22 protein-coding genes and 1 tRNA gene are annotated in these 26,510 nt (G+C 61.4%); 10 read left to right on the plus strand and 13 right to left on the minus strand.

The window, feature by feature from the left end; all coding sequences use genetic code 11:
* The first annotated feature begins 10 nt into the window (after positions 1–10).
* The 4 genes from ACA064_RS19370 (at position 11) to ACA064_RS19385 (ending at position 5,318) form a co-directional block, all read left to right on the plus strand.
* Positions 11–1,291: a Zn-dependent hydrolase gene (locus ACA064_RS19370; protein ID WP_497669558.1), complete on the plus strand. Its 1,281-nt coding sequence runs from the start codon at positions 11–13 to the stop codon at positions 1,289–1,291.
* Entirely contained in the window at positions 1,288–2,703 is a 1,416-nt protein-coding gene (locus tag ACA064_RS19375; protein ID WP_497669559.1) for an amidase, read from the plus strand. Before ACA064_RS19370 ends, ACA064_RS19375 begins: the two co-directional genes overlap by 4 nt.
* Before the next feature lie 348 nt (positions 2,704–3,051).
* Entirely contained in the window at positions 3,052–4,206 is a 1,155-nt protein-coding gene (locus ACA064_RS19380; protein ID WP_497669560.1) for an SRPBCC family protein, read from the plus strand.
* Complete coding sequence (locus tag ACA064_RS19385) at positions 4,206–5,318, plus strand: SMP-30/gluconolactonase/LRE family protein (protein WP_497669561.1); 1,113 nt, start codon at positions 4,206–4,208, stop codon at positions 5,316–5,318. The genes ACA064_RS19380 and ACA064_RS19385 overlap by 1 nt, the downstream gene beginning before the upstream one ends.
* 199 nt (positions 5,319–5,517) lie before the next feature.
* Here ACA064_RS19385 and ACA064_RS19390 read toward each other — a convergent pair whose 3' ends face one another.
* The 11 genes from ACA064_RS19390 to ACA064_RS19440 form a co-directional block, all read right to left on the minus strand.
* Positions 5,518–5,760 carry a hypothetical protein gene (locus ACA064_RS19390; RefSeq protein ID WP_497669562.1) on the minus strand — a complete coding sequence of 81 codons (243 nt, stop codon included), beginning with the start codon at positions 5,758–5,760 and terminating at the stop codon, positions 5,518–5,520.
* Between the two features lie 232 nt (positions 5,761–5,992).
* A complete protein-coding gene (locus ACA064_RS19395; RefSeq protein WP_497669563.1) occupies positions 5,993–6,223 on the minus strand; it encodes a hypothetical protein in 231 nt (76 codons plus the stop codon).
* A gap of 210 nt (positions 6,224–6,433) precedes the next feature.
* Positions 6,434–9,079 carry an excinuclease ABC subunit UvrA gene (gene uvrA, locus ACA064_RS19400; protein ID WP_497669564.1) on the minus strand — a complete coding sequence of 882 codons (2,646 nt, stop codon included), beginning with the start codon at positions 9,077–9,079 and terminating at the stop codon, positions 6,434–6,436.
* 57 nt (positions 9,080–9,136) lie between these two features.
* Positions 9,137–11,248, minus strand: coding sequence for a hybrid sensor histidine kinase/response regulator (locus tag ACA064_RS19405; RefSeq protein ID WP_497669565.1), 2,112 nt, complete (start codon positions 11,246–11,248; stop codon positions 9,137–9,139).
* Between the two features lie 244 nt (positions 11,249–11,492).
* Complete coding sequence (locus ACA064_RS19410; protein WP_497669566.1) at positions 11,493–14,591, minus strand: error-prone DNA polymerase; 3,099 nt, start codon at positions 14,589–14,591, stop codon at positions 11,493–11,495.
* Positions 14,567–15,982, minus strand: coding sequence for a Y-family DNA polymerase (locus ACA064_RS19415; protein ID WP_497669567.1), 1,416 nt, complete (start codon positions 15,980–15,982; stop codon positions 14,567–14,569). Before ACA064_RS19415 ends, ACA064_RS19410 begins: the two co-directional genes overlap by 25 nt.
* A gap of 7 nt (positions 15,983–15,989) precedes the next feature.
* Positions 15,990–16,607, minus strand: a complete 618-nt coding sequence (gene imuA, locus ACA064_RS19420) for a translesion DNA synthesis-associated protein ImuA (RefSeq protein WP_497674285.1) — start codon at positions 16,605–16,607, stop codon at positions 15,990–15,992.
* The gene (lexA, locus tag ACA064_RS19425; RefSeq protein WP_497669568.1) at positions 16,607–17,224 is read right to left on the minus strand and encodes a transcriptional repressor LexA; all 618 of its coding nucleotides are present in this window, start codon (positions 17,222–17,224) and stop codon (positions 16,607–16,609) included. The genes imuA and lexA overlap by 1 nt, the downstream gene beginning before the upstream one ends.
* Before the next feature lie 202 nt (positions 17,225–17,426).
* A complete protein-coding gene (locus ACA064_RS19430; RefSeq protein ID WP_497669569.1) occupies positions 17,427–17,708 on the minus strand; it encodes a DUF971 domain-containing protein in 282 nt (93 codons plus the stop codon).
* 103 nt (positions 17,709–17,811) lie between these two features.
* Complete coding sequence (locus ACA064_RS19435) at positions 17,812–18,573, minus strand: GntR family transcriptional regulator (protein ID WP_497669570.1); 762 nt, start codon at positions 18,571–18,573, stop codon at positions 17,812–17,814.
* 254 nt (positions 18,574–18,827) lie between these two features.
* Positions 18,828–19,691, minus strand: coding sequence for a Dyp-type peroxidase (locus tag ACA064_RS19440; RefSeq protein WP_497674286.1), 864 nt, complete (start codon positions 19,689–19,691; stop codon positions 18,828–18,830).
* Positions 19,692–20,082: 391 nt separating this feature from the next.
* Between ACA064_RS19440 and ACA064_RS19445 the strand changes: the two genes are divergently transcribed.
* Both ACA064_RS19445 and ACA064_RS19450 read left to right on the plus strand, forming a co-directional pair.
* Positions 20,083–21,708: an NADP-dependent glyceraldehyde-3-phosphate dehydrogenase gene (locus ACA064_RS19445; protein ID WP_497669571.1), complete on the plus strand. Its 1,626-nt coding sequence runs from the start codon at positions 20,083–20,085 to the stop codon at positions 21,706–21,708.
* Between the two features lie 64 nt (positions 21,709–21,772).
* Positions 21,773–22,819: an FUSC family protein gene (locus ACA064_RS19450; protein ID WP_497674287.1), complete on the plus strand. Its 1,047-nt coding sequence runs from the start codon at positions 21,773–21,775 to the stop codon at positions 22,817–22,819.
* Between the two features lie 7 nt (positions 22,820–22,826).
* On the opposite strand, the gene ACA064_RS19455 is transcribed toward ACA064_RS19450, so the two are convergent.
* Entirely contained in the window at positions 22,827–23,720 is an 894-nt protein-coding gene (locus ACA064_RS19455) for a DMT family transporter (protein WP_497674288.1), read from the minus strand.
* Between the two features lie 132 nt (positions 23,721–23,852).
* Here ACA064_RS19455 and ACA064_RS19460 point away from each other — a divergent pair, with 132 nt between their 5' ends.
* Together ACA064_RS19460 and ACA064_RS19465 are read left to right on the plus strand one after the other, a co-directional pair.
* Positions 23,853–24,290 (plus strand): Lrp/AsnC family transcriptional regulator, encoded by a 438-nt coding sequence (locus ACA064_RS19460; RefSeq protein WP_497669572.1) that lies wholly within the window; start codon positions 23,853–23,855, stop codon positions 24,288–24,290.
* A 130-nt stretch (positions 24,291–24,420) separates the two neighbouring features.
* On the plus strand, positions 24,421–24,813 hold the full coding sequence (locus tag ACA064_RS19465; protein ID WP_497669573.1) for a GFA family protein: 393 nt from the start codon (positions 24,421–24,423) through the stop codon (positions 24,811–24,813).
* A 144-nt stretch (positions 24,814–24,957) separates the two neighbouring features.
* Here the strand turns inward: ACA064_RS19465 and ACA064_RS19470 are convergent, their stop codons facing one another.
* Positions 24,958–25,629, minus strand: coding sequence for a Bax inhibitor-1/YccA family protein (locus ACA064_RS19470; protein WP_489361097.1), 672 nt, complete (start codon positions 25,627–25,629; stop codon positions 24,958–24,960).
* A gap of 124 nt (positions 25,630–25,753) precedes the next feature.
* Here ACA064_RS19470 and ACA064_RS19475 point away from each other — a divergent pair.
* Positions 25,754–25,841, plus strand: a tRNA-Ser gene (locus ACA064_RS19475).
* A gap of 245 nt (positions 25,842–26,086) precedes the next feature.
* On the plus strand, positions 26,087–26,437 hold the full coding sequence (locus ACA064_RS19480; RefSeq protein ID WP_497669574.1) for a hypothetical protein: 351 nt from the start codon (positions 26,087–26,089) through the stop codon (positions 26,435–26,437).
* Positions 26,438–26,510 lie beyond the last annotated feature (73 nt).

Here is a 26,510-nt window from a genome sequence, read left to right on the forward strand (position 1 = left end):
AGCTTCTTTTATGAACAGCCGTCTCGATCCATCGCAACAGCTCGACAGCAACGCACCACTGATCAACCGCGACCGCCTCTGGCAATCACTGATGGACCTCGCGCAATTGGGCGCCACCGTCAAGGGCGGCGTCTGTCGCCTGGCCCTCACCGACCTCGATCGCCAGGCCCGCGACCTGTTCGTGCGCTGGTGCGAAGAGGCCGGATGCAGCGTCAGCGTCGACGCCATCGGCAACATCTTTGCCCGCCGTGCCGGGCGCGATTCGCAGCGTGCGCCGGTAATGACCGGCAGCCATATCGACACCCAACCCACCGGCGGCAAGTTCGACGGCTGCTACGGGGTCATGGCCGGACTGGAAGTGATCCGCACCCTGAATGACCTCGGGCTGGAAACCGAAGCCCCCATCGAAGTGGTGGTCTGGACCAACGAGGAAGGCTCACGCTTTCCACCGTGCATGATGGGTTCGGGGGTGTTCGCCGGCAAATTCGACCTCGGCGAAACCCTGCTCAAGCAGGACGAACAAGGGGTATCGGTGGGTGCCGAATTGCAGCGCATCGGTTACGCCGGTTCGCGGGCGGTACTCGGGCATCCAGTGGGTGCCTATTTCGAGGCACATATCGAACAGGGCCCGGTGCTCGAAGACCGGCAAACCACCATCGGCGTGGTCATGGGTTGCCTCGGGCAGAAATGGTTCGACCTGACCCTGACCGGTGTCGAAGCCCATGCCGGACCGACGCCCATGCACCTGCGCAAGGACGCCCTGGTCGGCGCCGCGCAAGTGGTCAGCGCGGTCAACCGTATCGCCCATGCCCATCATCCCCATGCCTGCGGCACCGTCGGTTGCCTGAACCTGCATCCGGGTTCGCGCAATGTGATCCCTGGCCAGGTGCATATGACCATTGACCTGCGCCACCTGCACTCGGACAAGCTGCAAGCCATGGTCGATGAAGTCCGCGCGGTCATCGAGGCCTCCTGCGAGCAGCACGGGCTGAGCTTCGAGCTGACCCCGACCGCCGATTTCCCGCCGCTGGACTTCGCTCAAGAGTGCGTCGACGCGGTACGCCAGGGCGCGCAGCGTCTGGGCCTGAGCCATATGGACATCGTCAGCGGCGCCGGGCATGACGCGATCTTCGTCGCTGAACTCGGCCCGGCGGGGATGATCTTCGTGCCGTGCGAAGGCGGCATCAGCCACAACGAAATCGAGAACGCCGCCCCGGATGATCTGGCCGCCGGCTGTGCAGTATTGCTGCGGGCGATGGTCAATGCCGCCCAGGGAGGGAAATCCGCATGATCGAGCACCGCACTATCGCCGAGATGAGCGGCGTCGAACTGCTCGCCCGCTACCGCGACAAAAGCCTGTCTCCAGTCGAAGTGACCGAAGATGCGCTGGGGCGAATCGAGCGCTTCAACCCGCTGGTCAACGCCTACTGCCATGTCGACCCGCAAGGCGCGCTGGCGGCGGCGCGCGCCTCCGAACAGCGCTGGCTCAAGGGCCAGCCCTGCGGTGCGCTGGATGGATTGCCGGGGTCGATCAAGGACCTGACCCTGACCCGGGGCATGCCGACGCGCAAAGGTTCGCGCAGTACTTCGGCCCAGGGACCGTGGGAGGTGGACGCGCCCTTCACTGCGTTCATGCGCGAGGCCGGTGCGGTATTGCTGGGCAAGACCACCACCCCGGAATTCGGCTGGAAAGGCGTGACCGATAACCCGCTGTACGGCATCACCCGCAATCCGTGGGACACGCGGATGACCGCCGGCGGCTCGTCCGGCGGTGCCGCGGCCGCGGCCGCGCTGAATCTCGGGGTGCTGCACCAGGGCAGCGATGCCGGCGGTTCGATCCGGATTCCCTGTGCCTTCACCGGCACCTTCGGGATCAAACCGACTTTTGGTTATGTACCGCAATGGCCGGCCAGCGCCATGACCATCCTCTCCCATCTGGGGCCCATGACCCGCACCGTGGAAGACGCTGTGCTGATGCTGCAAACCGTCGCCCGCCCCGATGCCCGCGACGGGCTGATCGGCGCGCCACGCAGCACGCCCTGGCTGCGGGAAGGCGCCGACCTCAAAGGCCTGCGCATCGCCTACAGCCCGGACTTCGGCCATGTGCAGGTAGACCCGCAGGTCGCCCGGCTGGTGGCCCTGGCGGTACAAGGCCTGGCAGAGCTGGGCGCTGAGGTCGAGCAGATCGACCCGGGCTTCAGCGACCCGCTGGAGATGTTCAACACCCTGTGGTTCGCCGGGGCCGCGCGCCTGGCCGGGCAGCTGAGCAGTGCCCAGCGCGAACTGCTTGATCCGGGGCTGCTGCGAATCGCCGAGCTCGGGGAACGGATCAGCTTGAGCGACTACACCAGCGCCCTCGAAGCCCGCTCCGCCCTGGTGGCGCGGATGAGCGCCTTCCACCAGCGCTATGACGTACTGGTCTCGCCGATGCTGCCGATCACCGCGTTCGAAGCCGGCCACAACGTGCCGCCAGGTTCGCCCTTTGGCGAATGGATGGAGTGGACCCCCTTCAGCTACCCCTTCAACCTGACCCAGCAACCCGCCGCGTCGGTGCCCTGCGGAGTGGCGCCGAACGGCTTGCCGGTGGGTTTGCAGGTGGTCGCTGCGCGGTATGCCGATGATCAGGTACTGCGGGTGTGCCAGGCCTATGCCCGGCACTTTCCGACGGGGCATCTGCGGGAGCCGGTGAGTCCGGGACACTGATCGAAACAGCCAATCCAAGGCTTGGCGAGGAAACCCTGTGATGAGGTGGCTTACTGTGGCGAGGGGGCTTGTCGGACCGCCGCACCGCCCCGTTCGGCTGCGAAGCAGTCGTAAACCGGCTGACGCGTTCTACCTGAATAACCGTAATTGCCGGTTTTAGGGCCGCTTCGCGACCCAACGGGGGCAAGCCCCCTCGCCACAGCAAGCTCCCTCGCCACAGGTATTGCGTTCGACTGGCGCGATCAATGTCCCCAGCTACAACTCAAACCATCACCGCGAATAACCATTAGCCGGCAAACCCGGCCAGGGCTAATCTTCTGTCTATAACAATGACAACAGGAGACCGCAGTGAAGCAGTCCACCCAGGCGTTTCGCAGCCGCTACCGTGCCGGCATCCATCCGCTGTACAACCCGTGGCTGCATGGCGGCTTCGTGCTGGTCTTCGGTCTGCTGTGTATCGGCTTTTTCTGGCGCACCCTGGACCAGGTCCAACCGCTGGAATGGCTGACGGTGCCGCTGACCTTGCTGTTCTTCAACCTTTGCATCTACATCGTGCACCGGCATCTGGGCCATCACAAAAAAAGCTTTGCGCGGATGTTTTATGCGCGGCATGCCGGTGACCACCACAGTTTTTTCGCACCGGGCCAGATGAGCTACAACAGCGCCCGCGACTGGCGGGTGATTCTGTTCCCGGCCTGGTTGATCGTGGTGCACAGCCTGTTGATCACCCTTCCCGCCTGGTGGCTGCTCAAGCAGCTCAACGCCAATGTCGCCGCGCTGTTTGCCGGCTGCATGATTCTCGGTTATCTGGCCTACGAAGTGTTTCACGCCTGCGAACATCTGCCGCCGGGTAACCCGATCACTCGGCTGCCATGGATTCGCCAGATGCGCCGTCTGCATGAACTGCATCACCGTCACGAACTGATGCAGGAACGCAATTTCAACATCGTCCTGCCGCTGATGGACTATCTTTTTGGCACGCTGTATTGGGAGCCCGAAGGCAACCCCTACTCTCTGACAACGAGACCGCCCATGACCCGCATGCAGCATCACGTCGATATCGCCCGCAGCCCGGAAGCCGTTCTCGCCTATGCCAGCAGCGCCAGCCGCTGGCCGGAGTGGCATCCGTCTTCGCTCAAGGTCGAAGGCCAGAGCGGCCCGCTGCATGCCGGTTCGCGCTTTGAAGAGGACATTCGCGCCGGCGGCCGTTCCGGTCATTTGAGTTGGGAAGTCAACGAGTACCTGCCTGGCCGGCGCTGGAGCGCGCGGGCCCAGGGTGATCATGGCCTTGAGTTGCGGGTGACCTATGAATGCCAGCCTGCCGCTGGCAACGGTACCCGGTTCAGCCGCACCCTGGAATATCGCTTTAGCGGCCTGCTGATGCGCCTGGGCAATCAGTTGCTGTTCAAGCAACGGATAGAGCGCGAATCGGCCGCGTCCCTGCTGGCATTATCCGAGATGGCGCAACGGAGCATCCCGGCCGAGACAGGAGTTAGTGCTTGATGAAAAATGCCCCCACCCCTCGTCGAGTCAAGATTCGCCACCTGGTTCTGCTGCTGGTTATTGCCATCGCGGCCTTTCTGCTGCTGATGCCGACCAAGGTCCAGCCGGTGAGCTGGATACCCGCCACCGCGCCGTCGCTGAGTAACGGCGCCTATGCCGAAAACCAAAAGCTCAAAGCTGCGGAAAAAGTCGGTGCCGCGGATATTGCCGGGCCTGAAGCGCTGCTGCTGGAGGAGGGTTTTCTCATCAGTGGTCTGCACGACGGTCGGGTGATCCGCACCAGCCTTGATGGCAAGAGCCTCGACGTGCTGACCGACACCGGCGGCCGGCCGTTGGGCCTGAGCCGGCATCCGGACGGTCGGCTGATCATTGCTGACGGGGTCAAAGGTTTGCTGGCACTGGACGCTCAGGGTCAGTTGGCTGTGCTGACCATCGAGGCCGGCGGCCTGCCCTTCGGTTTCACCGACGACGTCGCGGTGGATGCGGCCGGTCGTTATGCCTATTTCAGCGATGCTTCGAGCCGCTGGGGTTATGGCAAGGATGGTGAGGCCATCATCGAACACGGTGGCGACGGGCGACTGTTGCGCTACGACTTCCAGACCGGCAAGACCGAGCTGCTGCTGGACCGGCTGGAGTTCGCCAATGGCGTGGCACTGGGGCCGAACGAAGCCTTTGTGCTGGTCAATGAAACGGGTGCCTATCGCATCAGCCGCTACTGGCTGACCGGAGCCAGGGCCGGTACTCATGACGTGTTTATCGACAACCTGCCTGGCCTTCCCGACAACCTGAGTTTCAACGGCCGTGACCGGTTCTGGGTCGCGCTTTATGCCCCGCGCAGTCCACTGCTCGACGGCACCGCGGGTTACCCCTATGTACGTAAAGTGCTGGTCCGGGCGCTGATGGTCCTGCCCAAGCCCATCGAGAAACGCGCGTTCGCGCTGGGGCTGGACACTGAAGGCAAGGTGGTTGCCAATCTGCAGGACAACAGCAGCGGCAATTACTCGCCGATTACCACGGTGCGCGAGTATGGAGACTGGTTGTATCTGGGGTCGCTGAAGGCCAGCAATATGGCACGGTTGCCGTTGAGTCAGGCGATGCGCAGCGCAGAATAAATCTTGCGTCGAACGCGGTCCCTGTGGCGAGGGAGCTTGCTCCCGCTGGGCTGCGAAGCAGCCCTAAACTGCCTGATGCGTTCCTATCTGAAGAATCGCGATGGCTGGTTTTGGGGCCGCTGCGCGCCCCAGCGGGAGCAAGCTCCCTCGCCACAAATTCTCACCTGGCTATAGATTTCCGTTGGGGCTTTTGCTGATTTCAACGCGGATCCATCGGTTTATCCTGCACCGCATTATCGGTCTCTTCCCGTATCCGCTCCGGATCCATACCGGTTTCATCGTCCTCATCCAACGGCCGCACGCCTTCATTGTCCGGCAGTTCATCAATACCCCGCTCTTTCTCCGGCTTGACCGCGGTCCGTCCTGGGCCCATGGGGTCAGGGGACGTTGGCATCGGGTCATTACCGCCCTGTTCTTCGCTGGGAAATCTTGGATCGCTCATAAGCACCTCGCTTGAAGCCTGAAACGTCAGACTCTGATATTTCGAGGAGTGGACATTTATCGCCGTTCCATTTATTTGCTCGCCGGCCGTCGACGCAAATACCCTGCCCAGAATGAAACACCCTCTGGAGATGGCGGAAGAACTGACAGCGTGAGCATTCAAATAATGACTGAGGGACAATCTGGCGGGGTGCACAGGCAATCTGCGCTGCCCCGCTCAGGGATTCACGGATTCAGGATGGATTTGTCAGCTTTAATATCTCTCTTTTGATCAACACACGCTTCTCCTTGAGCTTCTTCAGATCATCATCAGCGGCTGCCGCAGCCTCGGCCTTCAGCACTTCGGCATCAATGCTTGAGTATTTATCGAGCAAGGAGTGGAGATGGGGGTCGTTGGCGCGCTTTTGTTGGATGACTTCCTTCGTACAGCCCAAATCCTGATAAATATCATGGTTCACCGGCATGGAACACCTCCGTTTGTTGATCGGAGGCAACTGCGTTTTATCGCAATCACCAATTACCAGCATGGCCTTGCCTACGCCCTTCTGTCGACCGTCAATCAGACCAGCGGTAACCGTTCGTCGCCCAATCTGCAAATGGCGAAAAAACTCCAGAGTGCCCACAAAAAAGACAATTGAGTGTCCGGACCGCGACCAACCGCCGCAGTCCTCCCATCAAGCGGTTGCTTGAGCCAGGACCCTGGCCAGAAAGGGCGCGGTACGACTTTTCCGGTTTTTCGCGACCTTGTGCGGTGGACCACAGGCAACCACTTTGCCGCCCTGATCCCCGGCGCCGGGCCCAATATCGATCAGCCAATCGCTTTGCGCGACCACGCGCATCTCGTGCTCGACGACGATCACCGAATGCCCGGCTTCGACCAGATTGTTCAGTTGCTCGAGCAAACGGTCGACGTCTCTCGGGTGCAGGCCGGTGGTCGGTTCATCCAGCACGTAGAGGGTCGCGCCGCGCTGACTGCGTTGCAGTTCGGTGGCCAGTTTGATCCGTTGTGCTTCGCCACCCGAGAGCTCGGTGGCGGGCTGGCCGAGGCGTAGATAACCCAGACCGATATCGCGCAAGACCTCCAGGGAACGGCGCACCCCGGGTTGCTCGGCGAACACTTCGACCGCCTGCTCCACGGTGAGCTGCAGCACCTCGGCGATGTTCAGACCCCGCCAGGTGATGGCCAGGGTTTGCGGGTTGTAGCGCGCGCCGTGGCAGGTCGGGCACGGCGCATAGACGCTGGGCATGAACAGCAATTCGACGCTGACAAATCCTTCGCCCTCGCAGGTCGCGCAGCGGCCCTTGGCGACATTGAAGGAAAACTGGCCGGCGTCATAGTCTTCCTGGCGCGCCTCGGGTGTCGCGGCGAACAGCTTGCGCACGTTATCGAACAGCCCGGTGTAAGTCGCCAGGTTCGAACGTGGCGTACGACCAATGGGTTTCTGGTCGACCTGCACCAGGCGCTTGATCGATTCCAGCCCGGCAATCACCTGTCCGCCACTGGCTTGCGGCGTCTCGTCCTCCAGGTTCAGTTCTTGCGGTTCGGCATTGTTCTGCGCCCGTCCAAGATGGGCGCCGACCAATTCCAGCAAGGCCTGGCTGACCAGGCTCGACTTGCCGGAGCCGGAGACGCCGGTCACAGCGGTAAAGCAGCCCAGAGGAAATTCGACGCTGAGATTGTTCAGGTTATTGCGGCTGACGCCTTCGAGCCGCAGCCAACCGCTGGCCTGGCGAACGCCGGGTTGTGTGGTTCGTTGCTCAGCGAATAGGTAAGCGCGGGTCTGCGACGCTGCAACCTGCGCCAGACCGGCCGGAGGTCCGCTATACAGCACGTGACCACCATGCTCGCCAGCGGCCGGGCCGACATCGATCAGCCAGTCGGCGCGACGCATGGTTTCCAGGTCGTGTTCGACCACGAACAACGAATTGCCCGCCGCCTTGAGGCGCTGCAAGGCTTCGAACAGCGCTTCACCATCAGCCGGATGCAAACCGGCCGAGGGTTCGTCCAGTACGTAGATCACCCCAAACAACTGCGAGCCCAGCTGAGTGGCCAGGCGCAAGCGCTGCAACTCGCCGGATGACAGGGTCGGCGTGCTGCGCTCCAGTGCCAGATAGCCCAGCCCGAGGTCGGTCAGGGTGCTGACCCGCTCCAGCAGATCCTGGGCGATGCGTTGCGCGGCCAGACGCTTTTCCAGCGACAGATTAGGCGTGTGGCGCACATCCGGTGCGTCCGCGTGGGCCATGCCCCCATGGGCCACACGTTCCTCGCGCGCCTCGCGGGTCTGGCTGTGGCTCATCACTTCACCGCCATCATCGGCGTGTTCCAGGAAACTCTGGGCGGCGACCGGTTTCAATACCTCGGCCACTTGCAGCAAAGGCATTTGCGACAGCTCGCCGATATCCAGACCGGCGAAGGTCACTGACAGCGCTTCGCGCTTGAGACGTTTGCCATCACACAAAGGGCATGGGCTGCCGAGCATGAATTGCGCCACACGCTTTTTCATCAAGGCGCTTTGCGAGTGGGTGAAAGTGTGCAGGACATAACGCCGCGCGCCAGTGAAAGTGCCCTGATAGCTGGGTTCGAGTTTGCGCTTGAGGGCTTGGCGGGTTTGCGCCGGGGTGAACCCGGCGTACACCGGAACCGTCGGTTGCTCATCGGTGAAGAGGATCCAGTCGCGCTGCTTTTTTGGCAGGTCGCGCCAGGGCACGTCAACGTCATAACCGAGAGTCACCAGAATGTCCCGCAGGTTTTGCCCTTGCCACGCCGTGGGCCAGGACGCCACGGCGCGCTGGCGGATGGTCAGGCCTGGATCCGGCACCATCGACGTTTCGGTCACTTCGTAGACCCTTCCCAGGCCGTGACACTGCGCACAGGCGCCTTGGGGCGTATTCGGTGAGAAGTCCTCGGCATAGAGCATCGGTTGCCCCGGCGGATAGCTGCCGGCCCTGGAATAGAGCATACGGATCAAGCTCGACAGGGTGGTGACACTGCCGACCGAAGAACGGGTACTGGGCGTGCCGCGTTGCTGTTGCAGGGCCACCGCAGGCGGCAGGCCTTCGATGGAATCGACATCCGGCACGCCCACCTGGTCAATCAGGCGCCGCGCATAAGGCGCCACGGATTCGAAATAGCGCCGCTGTGCCTCGGCGTACAAAGTCGAGAACGCCAGCGAGGATTTGCCCGAGCCGGAGACTCCGGTAAAGACCACCAGCGCGTCCCGGGGAATGTCCACATCGACATTCTGCAGGTTGTGCTCTCGGGCACCCCGTACCTTGACGAAGCCGGAACGATCGGGAGGATTGTTACGCTGTGAAGTCATGGGCAGCCTTGTGTGGGTGAGTGCCGAGTCGTCGCTCAATTCATATCGGGGCAAGACTCAAGCGCCGAGCAGGGTTCTGACTATAGTGCCGAGTGCATCCGGCCCGTAGGGTTTGCTCAATAGATGGGTATCGGGACTCAGTTGGTGGTTGCGCGAGATGATGTCCCGGGTGTGCCCCGAAGTGAACAGCACCGCAATGGGTGGCGACTGCACCTTGGCCCACGCGGCCAGGTCAGCGCTTTTGATCAGCCCTGGCATTACCACGTCGGTGAAAATCAGATCCACCCTGCCCCCCTCCAATAACATCTCCATTGCCATATCGCCATTGGCTGCGGTCAGTACGTTGTAGCCCGACTGCTGCAACAGCTCGACGGCGGCGTCGCGCACATCCTCGTTGTCTTCTACCACCAGGATGGTCTCCTGCCCACCCGTCTGTTGGGCGCCATTGATCGGCGACTCAGGGGTTTGCGGCAATGTACTGCGAGGAAAATACATCTGCACCGTGGTGCCCTGCCCGGTGCTGCTGACGATCTCCACATGGCCACCACTTTGCTTGACGAAACCGAACACCATGCTCAAACCGAGGCCCGTGCCATGGCCGTCAGCCTTGGTGGTGAAAAAGGGTTCGAAGGCCTGTTTGAGAACCTCGGGAGGCATACCCTCCCCAGTGTCGGTCACCGACAGGCGCACATAGTCCCCCGCGGCGATGCCCTTGCCCGCGCAAAACCTGCGGTCCAGTGCGATGTTCTCCCCGCTGATGCAAATGGTCCCCTCGCCCTTCATCGCATCCCGGGCGTTGATGGCCAGATTCAGTACGGCATTTTCCAGCTGGTTGCGGTCGACGTGAATGTGCCAGGGGTCATTTGGTAACTGCACGTCAATCCGAATGGTTTCACCCAGGGCCCGCTGCAACAGTTCACCCAGGCCTTCGTAGATTCGCCGGGGGCTGTAGACCGCAGGTGACAGCGGCTGGCGACGGGCGAAGGCGAGCAGTTGCGAGGAAAGCCTGGCACCGCGATCGACCGCTGCGATTGCCGCACTGACCCGGCGTTGCACGTTCGCGTTGTCTGGCTCATGACGAGCCAGCAGGTGCAGATTGCCGGCGATCACCTGCAACAAATTGTTGAAGTCATGGGCAACACCACCGGTCAATCCGCCAATCGCCTCCAGCTTCTGTGACTGACGCAATTGCTCTTCGGCCGCCAGGCGCGCCTGCACTTCGTCAGCGACCCGCTGTTCGAGGTTGCGGGTGAGTTTGAGTAATGAGGCCTCGGCTATTTTCCGTTCGTGGATATCGATCAGAACTCCCGGAAAACGAAAGGGTTGGCCCTGATCGTCGTACTCGCAGCAACCGCTGGCCAGCACCCAGCGGTAGCTGCCGTCAGGATTGCGAACGCGGTACTCCACGTTATAGGCACTGCCATGTTGCAGCGAATGCGCAAACAGTTGATTGACCTCCTCCAGGTCATCGGGGTGAATCCTGCTTCCGGCAATATCAGGCGCCAACTGATCCAGCGGCTGCTCCAGCGGATAGGAAAAAGTCCGCGCAAAACGCTCATCCCCGGACAGCAGATTGGCCTTGATGTCCATGACAAAGGAACCGAGCAAGGCCCCCGCATTGAGCGCCAGCTGCACCCGTTCGTTGGCGGCGCGCCAGGCCTGCTCGGCGTCCTGTCGACGGCGCTCGGATATGACATGGGCGGTGGTTTCGACCACTATCGCCATGACACCCGCCGGGACCTGGTCGTCACCGGCCACCGGGCTGTAATACAAATCCATCCAGACGCTTTCTGGCTGGCCGTTGCGCAACAACACCAACTCTTTATTGCGAAACGACAAGGTACCGCCGGCCAGGCAAGTGTCCACCACCGTGCGGTTGAACTCGGCAATTTCCGGCCAACCCAGTTCAACGGGAGCGCCCAGCAGATACGGATGACGCCCACCGGCGAACAGCGAATAGGCGTCGTTGTAAATCATGTAGCCAGGCTTGCCCCAGAGCATCACCAGCGGCACCGGCGAAGCGAGCAGCAACTGCACGGTACTGCGCAGGCTGGTCGACCAGGTTTCGATGGCACCCAGCTCAGTCAGGGTCCAGTCGAACGCGCGAATGCGTCCGGCCATTTCACCGCTCCAGCCCTGACACCCGTGGCTTTCAGATAAAAACTGCATCGGCTTACTCTGTACATATCACGGGGAGTCGGAGGTAACGGACTATTGCTGTCAGTTGACACTCGCCTGGGTCGGTCCGTTCTACTCATTCTCAAATAATGACTGAATGTCATATAGCCCATTGCCGGGCGATCGCGCAATAACGGTGGAATGACTTGTACGACGCGAGGTGGTTTGCGCTGGCGCTGGCTCTGGATGGGGGCTTGACCGGCACCACGAAAACAACCGGGATAACCCGTTCTTGTCAGCGAAAATCCCGGCTACGCACACTGATCCCGGTCAGCAACGAACTCAAGTCACTCAAGCGCCCGGCAATCAAATGCCGCACTTCACCCTCGGTCTCCAGCGTGCCGTCGACTTTCAGCAACTGCGAACCCACCAGCACCTGCCGTTGACGCTCGGCCAGGTCACGCCAGACCACCACGTTGACGTTGCCGAACTCGTCTTCCAGGGTGACGAAGGTCACGCCGCTGGCGGTCCCCGGTCTTTGTCGGCCGGTGACCAGCCCGGCGACGCTGACGTTGCGCCCATGCTCGACCTCGAGCAATTCCCGTGAACTGCGGCAGCGCCGCGCTTTCAGTTCAGCCCGCAGCAAGGCCAGCGGATGCGGACCCAGTGTAGTGCCGACACTGGCGTAGTCAGCTTGCAGGTCTTCGCTCACGGTCGGCTTGGGCAAGACCACGACCGACTCTTCCTGGCTGGGCAAACCGGCAAACAAGCCAAGCTGCTTCTGCACCCCTGCCACCTCCCAGCGCGCCCGATGGCGATCCCCGGCCAGCCCGCGCAAAGCCCCGGCGTCGGCCAGTTGCTCCTGGGCCCGGGCGTCGAGCCGGGCCCGCACGCCGAGGTCCGCTATATCGACAAAGGCACCGACCAGCCGCGCCGCTTCAATGCGCCGGGCATCGTCCTCGCGAAAACCGCGGATCATCCGCAAGCCCATGCGGATCGCCGGCTGTTCACCCCGGTTCGGTTCCAGGCTGCAATCCCAGTCGCTGGCGCGCACGTCCACCGGGCGGATTTGCAGATGATGCCGACGGGCGTCCTGCAGAATCTGGTCCGGGCTGTAGAAACCCATCGGCCAGCTGTTGATCAGCGCGCAGGCAAAGGCCGCCGGTTCGTGGCATTTCAACCAGCAACTGGCGTAGGTCAGCAAGGCGAAACTGGCCGCGTGGGACTCGGGAAAACCATAACTGCCAAAGCCCTTGATCTGCTCGAAGATCTGCGCGGCGAATTCTTCTGTATAGCCATTTTTCAGCATGCCCTCCTTGAGCCGTAGCTGATGGGGTTCCAGTCCGCCGTGGCGTTTCCAGGCAGCCATGGAACGGCGCAACTGGTCGGCTTCGCCGGGGCTGTAATCGGCGGCAACGATGGCAATCTGCATGACCTGCTCTTGAAACAGCGGCACACCCAATGTGCGCTCCAGGACGGCTTTCAATTTTTCGGACGGATAGGTTTCAGGTTCCTCCTTGTTACGCCGCCGCAAATACGGATGCACCATGCCGCCCTGGATCGGCCCCGGGCGGACGATCGCCACCTCGATCACCAGATCGTAAAACTTCACAGGCTTGAGTCGCGGCAGCATCGACATCTGCGCCCGGGACTCGATCTGGAACACGCCGATGGTGTCGGCCCGGCCGATCATTTCGTAGGTTTTCGGATCTTCTTTCGGCACCTTCGCCAGACTCAGATCAAGCCCGCGATGACGACGCAGCAGGTCAAAACAACGGCGGATGGCGCTGAGCATGCCAAGGGCGAGGATATCGACCTTGAGCAACCCGACCATGTCCAGGTCATCCTTGTCCCACTGGATGATGGTGCGCTCGGCCATGGCGGCATTTTCCACCGGCACCAGGCTGTCCAGCGGCTGCTCGGAAATCACGAAACCGCCGGGGTGCTGGGACAGGTGCCGGGGGAAGCCGATCAGTTGTCCGGTCAGGCTCAGTACCCGGTGCAACACCGGGCTGTCCGGGTCGAAGCCGCCTTCGCGCAGACGCTCCACCGAGGGCGGCTCGTTGCTCCAGTGGCCGCAACAATCAGCCAGGGCATTGACCTGATCCGGCGGCAAGCCAAGGGCCTTGGCCACATCCCGCACCGCGCCAGCCCCGTGGTAAGTGCTGACCACCGCCGTGAGCGCGGCGCGGGTCCGGCCGTAGCGCTGGAACACGTACTGCAGCACCTCTTCACGCCGTTCATGCTCGAAATCGACGTCAATGTCCGGGGGTTCGTTGCGCTCTTTGGACAGGAAGCGCTCGAATAGCATGTTCATCAGGCCGGGGTTGATTTCGGTGATGCCCAAGGCATAACAGACCGCCGAGTTGGCAGCCGAACCGCGACCCTGGCAGAGGATGTCGCGACTGCGGGCGAAGCGCACAATGTCGTGGACGGTGAGGAAGTAACTCTCGTAGCTCAACTCGCTGATCAGCTTCAGTTCCTTTTCGATCAGCGCCAGCACCTTGTCTTCCACCCCTTCAGGCCAGCGCCAGCGCATGCCCTGCTCGGTCAGCTCACGTAGCCAGGAGGCTGCGCTGTGACCTTCAGGCACCAGTTCACGGGGGTACTGGTAGCGCAATTGGCCGAGGTCGAAGGTGCAGCGTCGGGCAATGCGCGCTGACTCTTCAAGCAGCTGCGGCGGATACAGTGCCTGCAAGGCCTCGAGGCTGCGCAAGTGCCGTTCGCCGTTGGGGTGCAGGCGTTGCCCGGCCTCGGCGACTCGCACGTGATGACGGATCGCGGTCATGGTGTCCTGCAAGGCGCGCCGTCCACGGGCGTGCATATGCACATCGCCGCTGGCCACCGGCGCAATATCCAGGGCGGCGGCCAGGGCCAGCAAATCCGCCAGCCGTCGGGCATCGTTCTGCCCGCAGTGCAGTTCGACGGCCAGCCACAGCCGCTCGCCGAACACCTGCCGCAACCAGCGCCCTTCCCCTTCGACCTCCAGGGTGTCGGGCAGCCACAGCGCCAGCAACCCCGGCAACGGTTCGCTGAAGTCCTCCCTCAGCACTTGGTACTGACCCTTCTCCACCCGCCGCCGCGCCCGGGTGATGAGCCGGCAAAGCGCCTGGTAGCCCTCGAGGTTCTCCACCAGCAGCACCAGTTTCGGGCCGTTTTCGATGCGCATTTCGCTGCCGATGATCAGCGGCAACTCAACCTCTTTGGCGGCCTGCCAGGCGCGGACGATGCCGGCCAGGGTGCACTCGTCGGTAATCGCCAAGGCCTGATAGCCCTGACGTTTTGCCCGCTCGAACAGCTCGCGGGCACTGGAGGCACCGCGCTGGAAACTGAAGTTCGACAGGCAGTGCAGTTCGGCATACTCGAGGCTCATGCGAACCAGCCTTGCAGCCACAAGGGCCCGGCCTCGCCCACGCTGCGCCAGGCCCAGGCCTGCTGGCCGGAGCGGGTTTCGATCAGGTAGTAGTCGCGGCGCACATCGCCGCCATCCCACCAGCCGGACTCGATGCGCTCCGGCCCCATGAGGATCCGCGCCGCGCCTTCGTGCACCGATAGCGGTTCGCTGAGCAACCAGCCCGGGCGCTGCAGGCCGGGGGTCGGCGGGCAGCTCTGGCTATCGGCGCTCGGCTGCCAGCTGTGCTCCGGCCGGTGATCGGCCTGGAAGCGCAGGCCATGCACCGCGTCATCCCCCAGTCGCGCCCGCAGGCGTTCGCGCAGTTGTTCCCAGGGCATGGATTGCTGCGGGCGCTCGTCGAACAGTTCGCGGTGCTGCGGGACGAACCTGGGCAAGTCATGGGCCACCAAACGAAAGCCCCGTACCGGCGACCCGACCTGCACCTGTTCCAGTCGACCGCGGGCCAGTTCGAAGAGCATCGCCGGATCGCGCTCGGCGCTGAGCAGGCCGACCTTGATCTGCGTGTCAGGCAACCCGGCATGTTCCAGATGCAGATCAAAACGCTGTACGCCGCTGTCGCGACCACAGAGAAACGCCGACAGATCACCGGTGAGCCGGCGCAACGGGAACAGCAGCGCCTGATGGGACAAGACATCGAAATTCAGTTCGATACGCGCGTCAAAACGGTCCGGCGGCAGGTAAAACGCCAGGGCCAGCGGGCGGTCGCCCTGCAGTGTGTCGAGGTGCTTGAGCACCTGGGCTGCAAAGCGCCGCGCCAGGCTATGGCGGGGCAGCGCCTGAACCTGACTCAAGGTCCGCAGGCCCATGCGCGACAAGGCCGTGGCGACCTCCTGCTCGAGCCCGACCCGGTCAATGGGCATCTGCCCGAGGATTCGCTGCAAGCTCTGATTGTCCGCCACCGCCAGGCCGTCATAAGCGTTGGCCAGGATCCGTGCAGCCGCCGGATTGGGTGCGGCGACGATGCGATGGCGAAAACCCAGCTCCGTGAGTTCCGCCCGCAGCCGCGCCTCGAAGTGCGGCCAGGGCCCGAACAGACCCAGGCTCGATTCGATTTCAAACAACAAGGCGCGGGGATAAAACACGCTGACCTGGGAGCTGAAACGGTAAGCCCAGGCCGCAAGAAACTGCTGCCACCGCTCGATTTCGGCCACGTCGTATTCGGCGCTGACAAAGGCTTTGCTCATGGCATGGGCGGCGGTCAGCGATTGCCCCGGCCGCAGGCCGAGCGCCCGAGCGGAGGCATTCACCGCCTGCAATACCCGACGCTGCGCAGTGCCCGTCAGCAGCACCAGCGGTTCATCGGGATCGGGCCGCTGACGCAACGCAGCATCCAGCGCCAACTGCGGAAAGAGAATACAGACCCAGCGCATGCCAACCTCAATGCCCTGTGGTAAAGGCGATCGGTGCCGAACGGGCCAGGCCGCCACGGCACTTGAGCACCCGCAGTTGCGCGGGCCGGGCATCGATGGCGATCCGCAAGGCCGCTGGCGAAGGGTTGATGGCTTCCTTGATCGAGCGATAGGCAAACGCCAGGGTCTGCCCGGTTTCGGCGGCCACCTGCAGCCGGCGCAAGGCTCGGTCGTCGGCCTTCTGCGGCCAGCACAGGACCGCGCCGCAACTGCCCGAACGCAGACATTGTTCAGCCGCCCACAGGGCATCGCGTTCACTGGCCTGGATCACCGACAGCTGACGCAGATCCACGCCAGCGTTCTGCCAGGCCTGCGGATACGGCACATGGGGCGGCGCCACCAGGACAATCCGCTCGCCCTCGGCGGACAACCGCGCCAGGGTCGGCCAGACCAGCTGCAACTCGCCGACGCCCTGCTCGGCAATCAGGATTTCGGTCAGAGCCGACTCCGGCCAGCCGCCAGTGGGCAAGGCTGCATCCAGTGCCACATGGCCAGTCGGTTGAGGACTGGCCGGCGGCGCGGCAGGCCGGCCCTTCCAGACCTGGCCGCCATTGAACAACGTGTCCAGAGCAACGACGGCGCCCATCATCCTTGCCTCACCAGGCCGCAGAACACCCCTTCGATGGCCAGGTCCTGATCGGCGCGCACAACGATGGGCGCATAGGCCGGGTTGCGCGGCAGCAAGCGCACACTCCCCGCGGTCCGTTCAAAACGCTTGATGGTGACTTCACCGTCGAGCCGCGCCACCACGATCTGGCCGTTTTGCGCCTCGAGACTGCGCCGTACGCCCACCAGGTCGCCGTCGAGAATGCCGTCCCCGATCATCGAATCACCCTGAACCCGCAGCAGGTAATCGGGGATTCGCGAGAACATCGCCGGGTCCAGCATCAGCCGACTGTGCACCTCGGCATCGGCACCGATCGGCACACCGGCGGCCACCCGCCCCAGCACCGGAATATCCAGCAGCTCGGGCCGGGGCGGCTGGTTCAACAGCCGGATACCCCGCGCCTGATGGGCGTTGACCTCGATGAAACCGGCCTCGGTGAGAGCCACCACATGCTTGCGCGCCACGCTGCGCGAGGCAAACCCAAAGGCCTCGGCGATCTCGGCGAGGCTCGGTGGCTGGCCTTGCTGCGCGATACGATCGCGGATAAAGGTCAGGATGGCGGTGCGGCGGGGGCTTAAAGTCGTCATGGAGTACATTTGTACTCCTGTCGGGTTTTTCTGACAAGAGCCGCCAGTCGTCAACGGCATTGGCGCGGGTGGGATCGCCAGGCGAAGATCAAAAGATCGCAGCCTGCGGCAGCTCCTACGGGGGGTTGCCGTACACCCGAGAGTTCACGGGTGTACTCGGTCGGCGTAGGAGCTGCCGAAGGCTGCGATCTTTTGATCGTCGGCAGATCTCTCAGTCGATCCCCGCCAGATACGCCCATGGATAAATCCCCCGCCCATGCCCATCACTGAACACCAGTTGCAAGCCATAACCCTGGGGATTGAGCTCCAGCAAACGGACGCTGGCGGCGACCATCGGTGTCAGCCCTTGCAAGCGAAAGGCCCGGCATTGCGAGCAAGGGCACTGGCGGCGCAATTGCGCGTGATCAAGCAGTTGCACCCGGCCATCGGCCCAGCTCAGGCGCAACTGTTGTTTGCTGGTGGAGTTGCCGACCGATTCAGGGGCCTGGTTCATGATCTTCGCCTCATTGCAGTTGTGCCGCCGCCGATCACCACGATGTCGTATTCCTGTTCGAGGGTCTTTCTAATCATGGAGCTGCTAGTCATAGAGCTGTGGGTCATACCTGATCCCCTTTTTGCCGGTCGATCCGCAAGCGGTACTGGAAGGCATCGCCGCGGTAGTAGAGATGTTCGAAGTCCACCGGCTGGCCGTCGGCGGTGTGGGTCAGGCGCTCGATGCGCATGATCGGCGAGCCGGCCTCGACGTTCAGCGCCTGGGTCAGCTCGCTGTCGGCTAGCACCGCATCGATGGCCAGATCGGCATGGCCCAGCGCCAGGTGACAGTCGTTTTCGAGGATCAGAAAGATGTCGCGAGTCACCAGGTCGGCCTTCTCCAGACGCTCGCCGAGGGCCTGGGGCAAGTAGGTGATTTCCAGGGAAACCGGTTCGCGATTGATCAGGCGCACCCGTTTGATCTGCGCCACGGTGTCGCCTTCAGCCACTTGCAGACGCTCGGCTACCAGCTTGTCGGCGGCGATAAACTTGAAGCTGCGCAGGCGGTTGATCACCTCGTAGCCGCGACCGGTCATGGACTCGGCCAGGCCTTGCAGGGTGCTGACGTTCTGGAAGGTCTTGGGTTTGGCAACAAAGGTGCCTTTGCCGTGGATCTTGAAAATCAACCCTTCCTTTTGCAAATCACCCAGGGCCTGGCGCACGGTGATGCGGCTGACCTTGAACAGATTGCCCAATTCGCTTTCCGAGGGCATCTGGCTGTCCTGGGCGTATTCGCCGTCGAGAATCCGTGCACGCAGCACGTCACGCAGTTGGGTATGTAGCGGCACACTGGAAAGTGAGAGCACTGAGTTGGCGGGGTCGGTCATCGATATCACTTGTCATAACGAGTTATGACGTGATCTTAGGGAAAGCCTTGGGGGCTTGGGAAATACCCTTTGAGCATAAGGTTAGAGCTGCATTTCAAGATCTTCTGTGCGGGAGAGATCGTCAAGATCGCAGCCTGCGGCAGCTCCAGGTTTTGTGTACACCCGATAATTCAGGGTTGTACACGGTCGGCGCGTAGGAGCTGCCGCAGGCTGCGATCTTTTGGGAGCCCCGCATACTCCGCACATGCATCACTTCAACCAATCCGCAACGCCCGCAGATCCAGATGACCATCCATGAGCGGCGGGCACCAGTAGTAGCCACCGGTAATCGGCCGGCTCATCCGATAAAGGCCATCGACGATGCCGTCTTCCAGGCCGCTCATGCGCCGCAGCTGGACTTCAAAGGCATCGAGGGAAAAACCGAAAGCGAGGAACACCAGACCCGCGCGATCACCTTCCACCCACGGCATGGAACGGCGCACGACGAAGGCTTCAGGGGCGAAGCTCTCCTGGGCGGTACGTTTGACGTGAGCGGACTCTGGCGCGTCCTCGAGTTCTTCGTTATCACTCTTGCGCCGACCGATGATGTGATCCTGTTCCTCGGCCGGCATCGCAGCGAAACCGTCCAGGTCGTGCTGCCATTGCTGAATCGCCGCAAAGCTGCCGCCGTGCAGACCAACGCCCTCGCCCACCAAGGCTGCTGTCGCCGCCGCTTCATCGTGGGGATTTTCGGTGCCGTCTTCGTAACCCGTCAGGTCGTGCCCGGTCTTGTGGCGGAAGGCCTCAGTCATCTGCACCAGGCGCAAGGCCGGGGCCAATGCCGTTTCAATGGCGCGGCTGCGATGCAGCAATTCGCCGCGGTCTTCGCCGTGCAACCAGCACCAGAGGGCGTGCTGGGTCGAAGGGTTATCCACGCCAACTCCGGTCATTGCCGCAAATGCCCGCAGACCATCGATCCGACCGCCAAGGGCCCGTACCAGCGACTCGCCGAAGCCAACTACCGCGGTTTTCCCGTCCACCAGTTGCAACAGTTTGTCGATCGCCGCCGGCAATGCTTCAGCGGATTGGAGCGCAAAAAACAAATGGCGTGCCTGTGGCGGTACTGGAGTGGCGAGGATGCCCGGCTGCTAGTAACTCATGTGAACTCCTGTTGAAAACGCGAAGTTTAACCGGCAGGCGGGGGCAAGCGCTTGCCGTTTCAGGGGAAATGAACCATCCGCGACAAAAAAAGCGCGACAAGGTTTCCCGAGGCACGCCTTGCACAGCATCAGAGATCGATAGCATTTTCAGTAGCCTGCGCCCTCCTCGATCGACCCGATCAGGGCGGCATTGAGCTAGAGTCGAACAGGCCCGGATAAATGGCGCATGACAACCCTTGTCACAATCAGGTAAAACGATTCAGCAATACCGATGGAGGACCACCGCGAGTGGCCTCAATACCTTGACCATCGGTCACGCTTCACAATAAAAACTCTTGTCTGCAAAACCCAATCCATACGGGGTAGCACCATGACCACAGATAACCTTCTCAGCCAGCTGTTTCCTACCGCCGCCGACATCCCGGAAAAATACCGCCTCAACGGCCGGATTGAACAACGCGAATACCTGGTCGATGGCACCTTGCAAATCTGGCCCGGCCCCCTCGCGCAGGTGCGAAGCCCGGTGTACCTGGCCGGTGACAACGCTGATGAACAAGTTATCCTCGGCAGCACTCCGCTGCTGGATGCCAGCACCGCCTTGACCGCCCTGGATGCCGCCGTCCGTGCCTACGACAGAGGTCAGGGCGAATGGCCGACGATGCGCGTCGCCGAACGCATACAGCATGTCGAAACCTTCCTCGGGCGCATGCGCGAACAACGCGAAGCAGTGGTCAAGCTGCTGATGTGGGAAATCGGTAAAAATCTCAAGGATTCGGAAAAGGAATTCGACCGCACCTGCGATTACATCGTCGACACCATCAATGCCCTCAAGGAACTGGACCGTCGTTCAAGCCGTTTCGAGCTGGAACAGGACACCCTCGGCCAGATTCGCCGGGTGCCGATGGGCGTGGCGCTGTGCATGGGGCCTTACAACTACCCGCTGAACGAAACCTTCACCACCCTGATTCCGGCCCTGATCATGGGCAACACCGTAGTGTTCAAACCGGCCAAGCTCGGCGTGCTGTTGATTCGTCCGCTGCTGGAGGCCTTTCGCGACAGCTTCCCGGCCGGGGTGATCAATGTGATCTACGGTAGCGGCCGCGAAACCGTGAGCGCGCTGATGGCCAGCGGCAAGATCGATATTTTTGCCTTCATCGGCACCAACAAAGCTGCCAGTGACCTGAAGAAACTGCACCCAAGACCTCACCGTTTGCGCGCCGCCCTGGGGCTGGATGCGAAAAACCCCGGGATTGTTTTGCCCGAGGTCGACCTGGACAACGCAGTCAACGAAGCGGTGACCGGCTCGCTGTCGTTCAACGGTCAACGCTGTACCGCCTTGAAAATCCTCTTCGTCCATGAAGACGTGGTCGACAGCTTCATCGAGAAATTCAACCACAAGCTGCAGTCCCTCAAACCGGGCATGCCTTGGGAAAACGGCGTGGCGCTGACACCGCTGCCGGAATCGAGCAAAGTCGATTATCTGCACTCGCTGGTGGCGGATGCCGTGAGTAAAGGCGCCAAAGTGGTAAACGCCAACGGCGGCGAATCCCGAAGCTCGTTCTTCTATCCTGCAGTGCTCTACCCGGTCACCACCGAGATGCGCGTGTATCAGGAAGAGCAGTTCGGCCCGGTGGTGCCGATCGTTCCTTACCGTGATCTGGAAACCGTGATCGACTACGTACTGGAATCCGACTTCGGCCAACAGCTGAGCATCTTCGGCACCAATCCCGCCGAGGTCGGACGCCTGGTCGACACCTTCGCCAATCAGGTCGGCCGCATCAACATCAACGCCCAGTGCCAACGCGGCCCGGACACCTACCCGTTCAATGGCCGGAAAAACTCGGCGGAAGGCACCCTCTCGGTCCATGATGCACTCAGGGTGTTTTCGATCCGCACCCTGGTCGCGACCAAGTTCCAGGAGAGCAACAAGGAACTCATCAGCGAGATCATCCGTAATCGTGAGTCGAGCTTCTTGACCACCGATTACATATTCTGAGAGCGCCTTTGGAGGACAGCACCTGAGCCCGATAAGCCACCTGCAATCGATTCGACTGCCCGCGCTGTTGCGCCGATTCCTGCGTCCGTTGCTGGACCCTTATCGGCGCTATCGCCATGCCAGGCTGATCCACGCGGTGCGGGTCTCGCTGGGGCTGCTGGCGACGATCCTGCTGACCAGCGGGATCAACCTGCCCCATGGCGAGTGGGCCTCGGTGACCATGCTGGTGGTGATCGGCGGGCTGCAACATCACGGCAATATCGGCAAGAAAGCCAAGGAACGAGCCTACGGCACCTTGATCGGTGCCGGGGTCGGCCTGTTGCTGGTGGCCCAACATGCCTGGCTGGGGATGCCATGGCTGACCTATCTGGGTATGTCGGCGGTCTGCGGTTTCTTCTCCTACCACGCAATCGGCAAGGGCGGCTATACCGCGCTACTGTCGGCGATCACGGTGTTCATCGTCGCCGGTCACGGCGACAACCCGGTGACCGACGGCCTCTGGCGCACGGTCGATATTTTGATCGGCATCGCCCTGGCCCTGGCGTTCTCCTTTGCCTTGCCGCTGTACGCGGTTTACTCCTGGCGGTACAACCTGGCCAGCGCATTGCGCGACTGCGCTGCGATCTACAGCCGAATCATCAATGGCCAGTCGGTCACCGACGATGAACATCACAAACTGATGAACCGGTTGAACGGCGTAATGCTGCAACTGCGTTCGTTGATGCCATCGGTGTCCAAGGAAGTGCGGATCTCGATGACCGAACTGGATGCCTTGCAACGCAATCTGCGGATGTGTGTCAGCACCCTGGAAATCCTCGCCAACACCCGACCGGATGCCAGCGACGACCAGGCCATGGCCCAGATGCAGTCAGCGCTGAAAACCGAACATCGGCAAATCCGCGTGCAACTGATCGGCATGGCCCGCGCCCTGAAATCCGGCGCTACGCAACGGCTCGAACGTCCGCTAGATGGCGCTCAGGACGATCCGTCACTCAATACCCCGGTCTATTCCGCGCTGGATGGCTACCGGCTGTTGACCCGCCAACTGGCGGCCAATATCGCCGAAATGCGCCAGCGGCTGGCGAAGACCGCGGCGCACTGGAAGATCTGAAAGCCAGTTACTGCACCGCCGTACGGCGCATACCAAAACCCCAACCCTGCTGCATGCCTGCCGCCGCCAGCAGGATCGTGATCACGCCAACCCACTGCAGCAGTTCAAGGCTATGACCGAAGGCGAACCAGTCGACGAAGATCGCCGCAATCGGGTAGATAAATGACAGCGCACCGGTCAATGCGGTCGGCAGTTTCTGAATGGCCCCGTAAAGCAATACATACATCACCCCGGTATGCACCACCCCCAGTGTCAGCAGGCTGGCCCATGCCGCGGACTCCTGTGGCAACACGGCGATATTCGCCCACGGCGCCAGCAACAGCACGCCGGTGCAGACCTGAATCAGCGCGATCAAATGCGGTGGAGTGCCGGTCAGACGCTTGATGATCAGCGCAGCAATGGCATAGAGCAGCGCCGCCCCCAGCGCCAGGGCGATACCCACTAAGTACTCATTGCCACCGGCACCCTGCTCGCCATGGGCGCTGACGATCGCCAGCATCCCGGCAAACGAAATACTCAGCCAGAACAGCTTTTGCGCGGTGATCTTCTCTCCGAGAAACAACGCGGCCAGCCCCACCAACATAAAGGGCTGGACGTTATAAACCGCCGTACCGATGGCAATCGAGGCTCGAGAATAGGACGCGAACAACAACACCCAGTTACCAACGATCGCCACACCGCTGAGCACCGCCAGCAAAAAGGTGGTGCGACTCAAAATGCCCGGACGCAGGAAACCCAGCACCGCGCAGATTACCAACAAGGTTGCAGCGCCGAACACGCAACGCCAGAACACCACGTCCAGCACTGGCTGCCCGGACACCAGCACAAACCAGCCAATGGTCCCTGAAATCAGCATGGCGGCGGTCATTTCAAACGACCCACGACGTATCGACTTATCCATCATCAATCTCCTCAGCAAGTGCCTGAATTATGCCAATCCTCAGCAGGGCACCTCCAGCGTCAAAAGCCGGCTAAAATCTATTTCTACCTTTCTTATCAAGGCATATCGAACCATTTGCCTAACGAGGTTTATATGACCGACGACATTGACCAAGTGTTGATCGCCGCGCTGATGGCAGACTCGCGGCGTTCCCTTAAAGCATTGGCCCAAATCAGCGGCCTGTCGTCACCGAGCGTCGCCGAACGGCTGCGCCGCCTCGAAGAGCGCGGCGTGCTCAAGGGCTACACGGTCGAGATAGACCCGAAATGTTTCGGTTATCAACTCCAGGCCATCGTCCGCATCCGCCCACTGCCTGGCCAGTTGCAGGAAGTCGAACGGCAGATCCAGGCCATCCCCGAATTCACCGAATGCGACAAGGTCACCGGCGATGACTGCTTCATCGCCCGCCTGCACGTACGCTCGATGGAACAACTGGACACCCTGCTCGACCGGCTCAACAGCCACGCCGAAACCAACACCGCGATCGTCAAGAAAACCCCGGTCAAGCGTCGGTTGCCACCGATGGTGTGAATGCGGTTTGCAGCATTGTCATACGGAAAGGTTACCCCAGGGCTATCCCGGAACTTTAGTAATCCATGCAAGATCCGATTTTTACGAGGTTTTTAACATTCCGACCGCTTGATTTCAGAGGAGACGCAGCATGGACAGATTCACCGGCGGTTGCCTGTGCGGCAACGTCCGAATTGAGGCGACTGGACTCCCATACCGGGTCGGCCTTTGTCACTGCCTCGACTGCCGCAAGCATCATGGGGCCCTTTTTCACGCTAGCGCGGTGTTCCCTCAGAATGCAGTGACGATCGATGGTGAAACACGCGACTACGCCGGGCGGTTTTTCTGTCCCCGCTGCGGCTCCTCCGTTTTCGCACGCACCGCCGACGAAATCGAAGTGAACCTGGGATCCCTGGATGCCCCTGACCAACTGATGCCGACCTACGAAAGCTGGATCGTCCGTCGCGAGTTGTGGTTGCCGCCGTTTCCGCTCACGAGACGATACGAGCGCGATCGTGACGCCACGGGTCGCTTTGACGAGTAGGTCGCACGAACGGTGCGAAGGCGCCGTTACGAGTGACCGGGATGTATGCCTTGTGCCCTGCCGGGCACCACTTGATGATCGGCCAGCCGATTTTCAGACAATAAAAAACCCGCCGAAGCGGGTTTTTTTATTCACGGCTGGTGATCAATCATCGCGGCTCATGATGCCGAACAATTGCAACAGGCTGATGAACAGGTTGTAGATCGATACATACAGGCTGATGGTCGCCATGATGTAGTTACGCTCGCCGCCATGGATGATGGCGCTGGTCTGGAACAGGATGCAGACCGAGGAGAACAGCACGAAGCCCGCGCTGATCGCCAGTTGCAGGCCGCTGATCTGGAAGAACAGGCTGGCCAGCACCGCGCCCATCAGGACGAAGAAACCGGCGGTGATGAAACCACCGAGGAAGCTCATGTCCTTGCGGGTGATCAGCACATAGGCCGACAGCCCGCCAAACACCAGCGCAGTCATCGCAAAGGCCGAACTGACGACTTCAGCGCCGCCCTGCATGCCCAGGTAACGATTGAGGATCGGGCCCAGCAGGAAGCCCATGAATCCGGTCAGGGCGAATGCCGATACCAGGCCCCATGCCGAATCGCGGAGCTTGTTGGTGAGGAAGAACAGCCCGTAGAAGCCGATCAACACCACGAAAATGTTCGGGTAGCCAACGCGCATCTGCTGCGCCACGAACGCCATCACGCCGCTGAATGCGAGGGTGAGAGCGAGTAGGCCGTAAGTGTTGCGCAGGACGCGGCTAACCTCTAGCTGCTCAGCCTGCACGCTGTTATTAACTGCGTAATCCTGTTCGCGCATGGCGACACTCCTGTTGGTTTGAAACGTTCAGTCGCAAAGATCATAACAGACCCCCTGCAACAAGCTACGCAGAGAGTTTGACAGTGTGTTTCATTCAGGTATTATGGCGCCCGCAACGCAATACGGAGGTGTGGCCGAGTGGTTTAAGGCAACGGTCTTGAAAACCGTCGACTGTAACAGGTCCATGAGTTCGAATCCCATCGCCTCCGCCATATTTGTACGTTAGAGCCCTGATTATTCAGGGCTTTTTCGTTTCTGGGGTTTGGGTGGCGGCACTGTTTTTTGGGATCGTTACAAAACTATTTGGTAGCCGTTACAAAACTATTCGCTTTTGCCCGCCCTCCGGCGTCCTGCCGACCGAACACCAACTCCAAATCCTACAGCTCGTCGCTCCACCCTCGCCTGATCGGTCCGCCTCGATTACTGTATATGCAAACAGTATTTCGGAAAACATCACGTGAACCCCGATGAAGACACCTGCGAGTGGCTGGGCATCCCCACGCCACTCGAAACCTGCATCCAGCATACAAGCCTGCTCGAAAACGAGATCGATGACCTCAACCGGCAGCTTCGTGCGGCTCGGGAAAATATCTTCAAGCTGGTCGAGATGCATGCGCAGACCACAAGGGAGCGTGACCAAGCCAGGGAATACCTTAAAGAGAAAGCGGCGACGCTTGCACAACTGCGCGAGCAGCTGCGCGACCTCAAGAGTGCGTGCAATGTCCAGGTGCGAGAAATAGAGGAATTACGTGATCAAGTGACCAAGCTCCGAAGCGTAGAACCACGCCAAGGCAAGCGGCTCAGCTAAGGTTTTTCAACGAAGGCTCTTTGGGGAAGGTGTTATGTTCAGATAGTAGAAAGCCATCATTTACAGAGACAGA

This window comes from Pseudomonas sp. LBUM1658, from assembly GCF_059716055.1.

Bases quoted from the DNA above. Each gene is read 5' to 3' on its own strand.
- ACA064_RS19370 (WP_497669558.1), top strand. From the start codon at position 11: ATGAACAGCCGTCTCGATCCATCGCAACAGCTCGACAGCAACGCACCA.
- ACA064_RS19375 (WP_497669559.1), top strand. From the start codon at position 1,288: ATGATCGAGCACCGCACTATCGCCGAGATGAGCGGCGTCGAACTGCTC.
- ACA064_RS19385 (WP_497669561.1), top strand. From the start codon at position 4,206: ATGAAAAATGCCCCCACCCCTCGTCGAGTCAAGATTCGCCACCTGGTT.
- ACA064_RS19390 (WP_497669562.1), bottom strand. From the start codon at position 5,760: ATGAGCGATCCAAGATTTCCCAGCGAAGAACAGGGCGGTAATGACCCG.
- ACA064_RS19395 (WP_497669563.1), bottom strand. From the start codon at position 6,223: ATGCCGGTGAACCATGATATTTATCAGGATTTGGGCTGTACGAAGGAA.
- uvrA (WP_497669564.1), bottom strand. From the start codon at position 9,079: ATGACTTCACAGCGTAACAATCCTCCCGATCGTTCCGGCTTCGTCAAG.
- ACA064_RS19405 (WP_497669565.1), bottom strand. From the start codon at position 11,248: ATGCAGTTTTTATCTGAAAGCCACGGGTGTCAGGGCTGGAGCGGTGAA.
- ACA064_RS19415 (WP_497669567.1), bottom strand. From the start codon at position 15,982: ATGCGCTGGGTCTGTATTCTCTTTCCGCAGTTGGCGCTGGATGCTGCG.
- imuA (WP_497674285.1), bottom strand. From the start codon at position 16,607: ATGGGCGCCGTCGTTGCTCTGGACACGTTGTTCAATGGCGGCCAGGTC.
- lexA (WP_497669568.1), bottom strand. From the start codon at position 17,224: ATGTACTCCATGACGACTTTAAGCCCCCGCCGCACCGCCATCCTGACC.
- ACA064_RS19430 (WP_497669569.1), bottom strand. From the start codon at position 17,708: ATGAACCAGGCCCCTGAATCGGTCGGCAACTCCACCAGCAAACAACAG.
- ACA064_RS19435 (WP_497669570.1), bottom strand. From the start codon at position 18,573: ATGACCGACCCCGCCAACTCAGTGCTCTCACTTTCCAGTGTGCCGCTA.
- ACA064_RS19445 (WP_497669571.1), top strand. From the start codon at position 20,083: ATGACCACAGATAACCTTCTCAGCCAGCTGTTTCCTACCGCCGCCGAC.
- ACA064_RS19455 (WP_497674288.1), bottom strand. From the start codon at position 23,720: ATGGATAAGTCGATACGTCGTGGGTCGTTTGAAATGACCGCCGCCATG.
- ACA064_RS19460 (WP_497669572.1), top strand. From the start codon at position 23,853: ATGACCGACGACATTGACCAAGTGTTGATCGCCGCGCTGATGGCAGAC.
- ACA064_RS19465 (WP_497669573.1), top strand. From the start codon at position 24,421: ATGGACAGATTCACCGGCGGTTGCCTGTGCGGCAACGTCCGAATTGAG.
- ACA064_RS19470 (WP_489361097.1), bottom strand. From the start codon at position 25,629: ATGCGCGAACAGGATTACGCAGTTAATAACAGCGTGCAGGCTGAGCAG.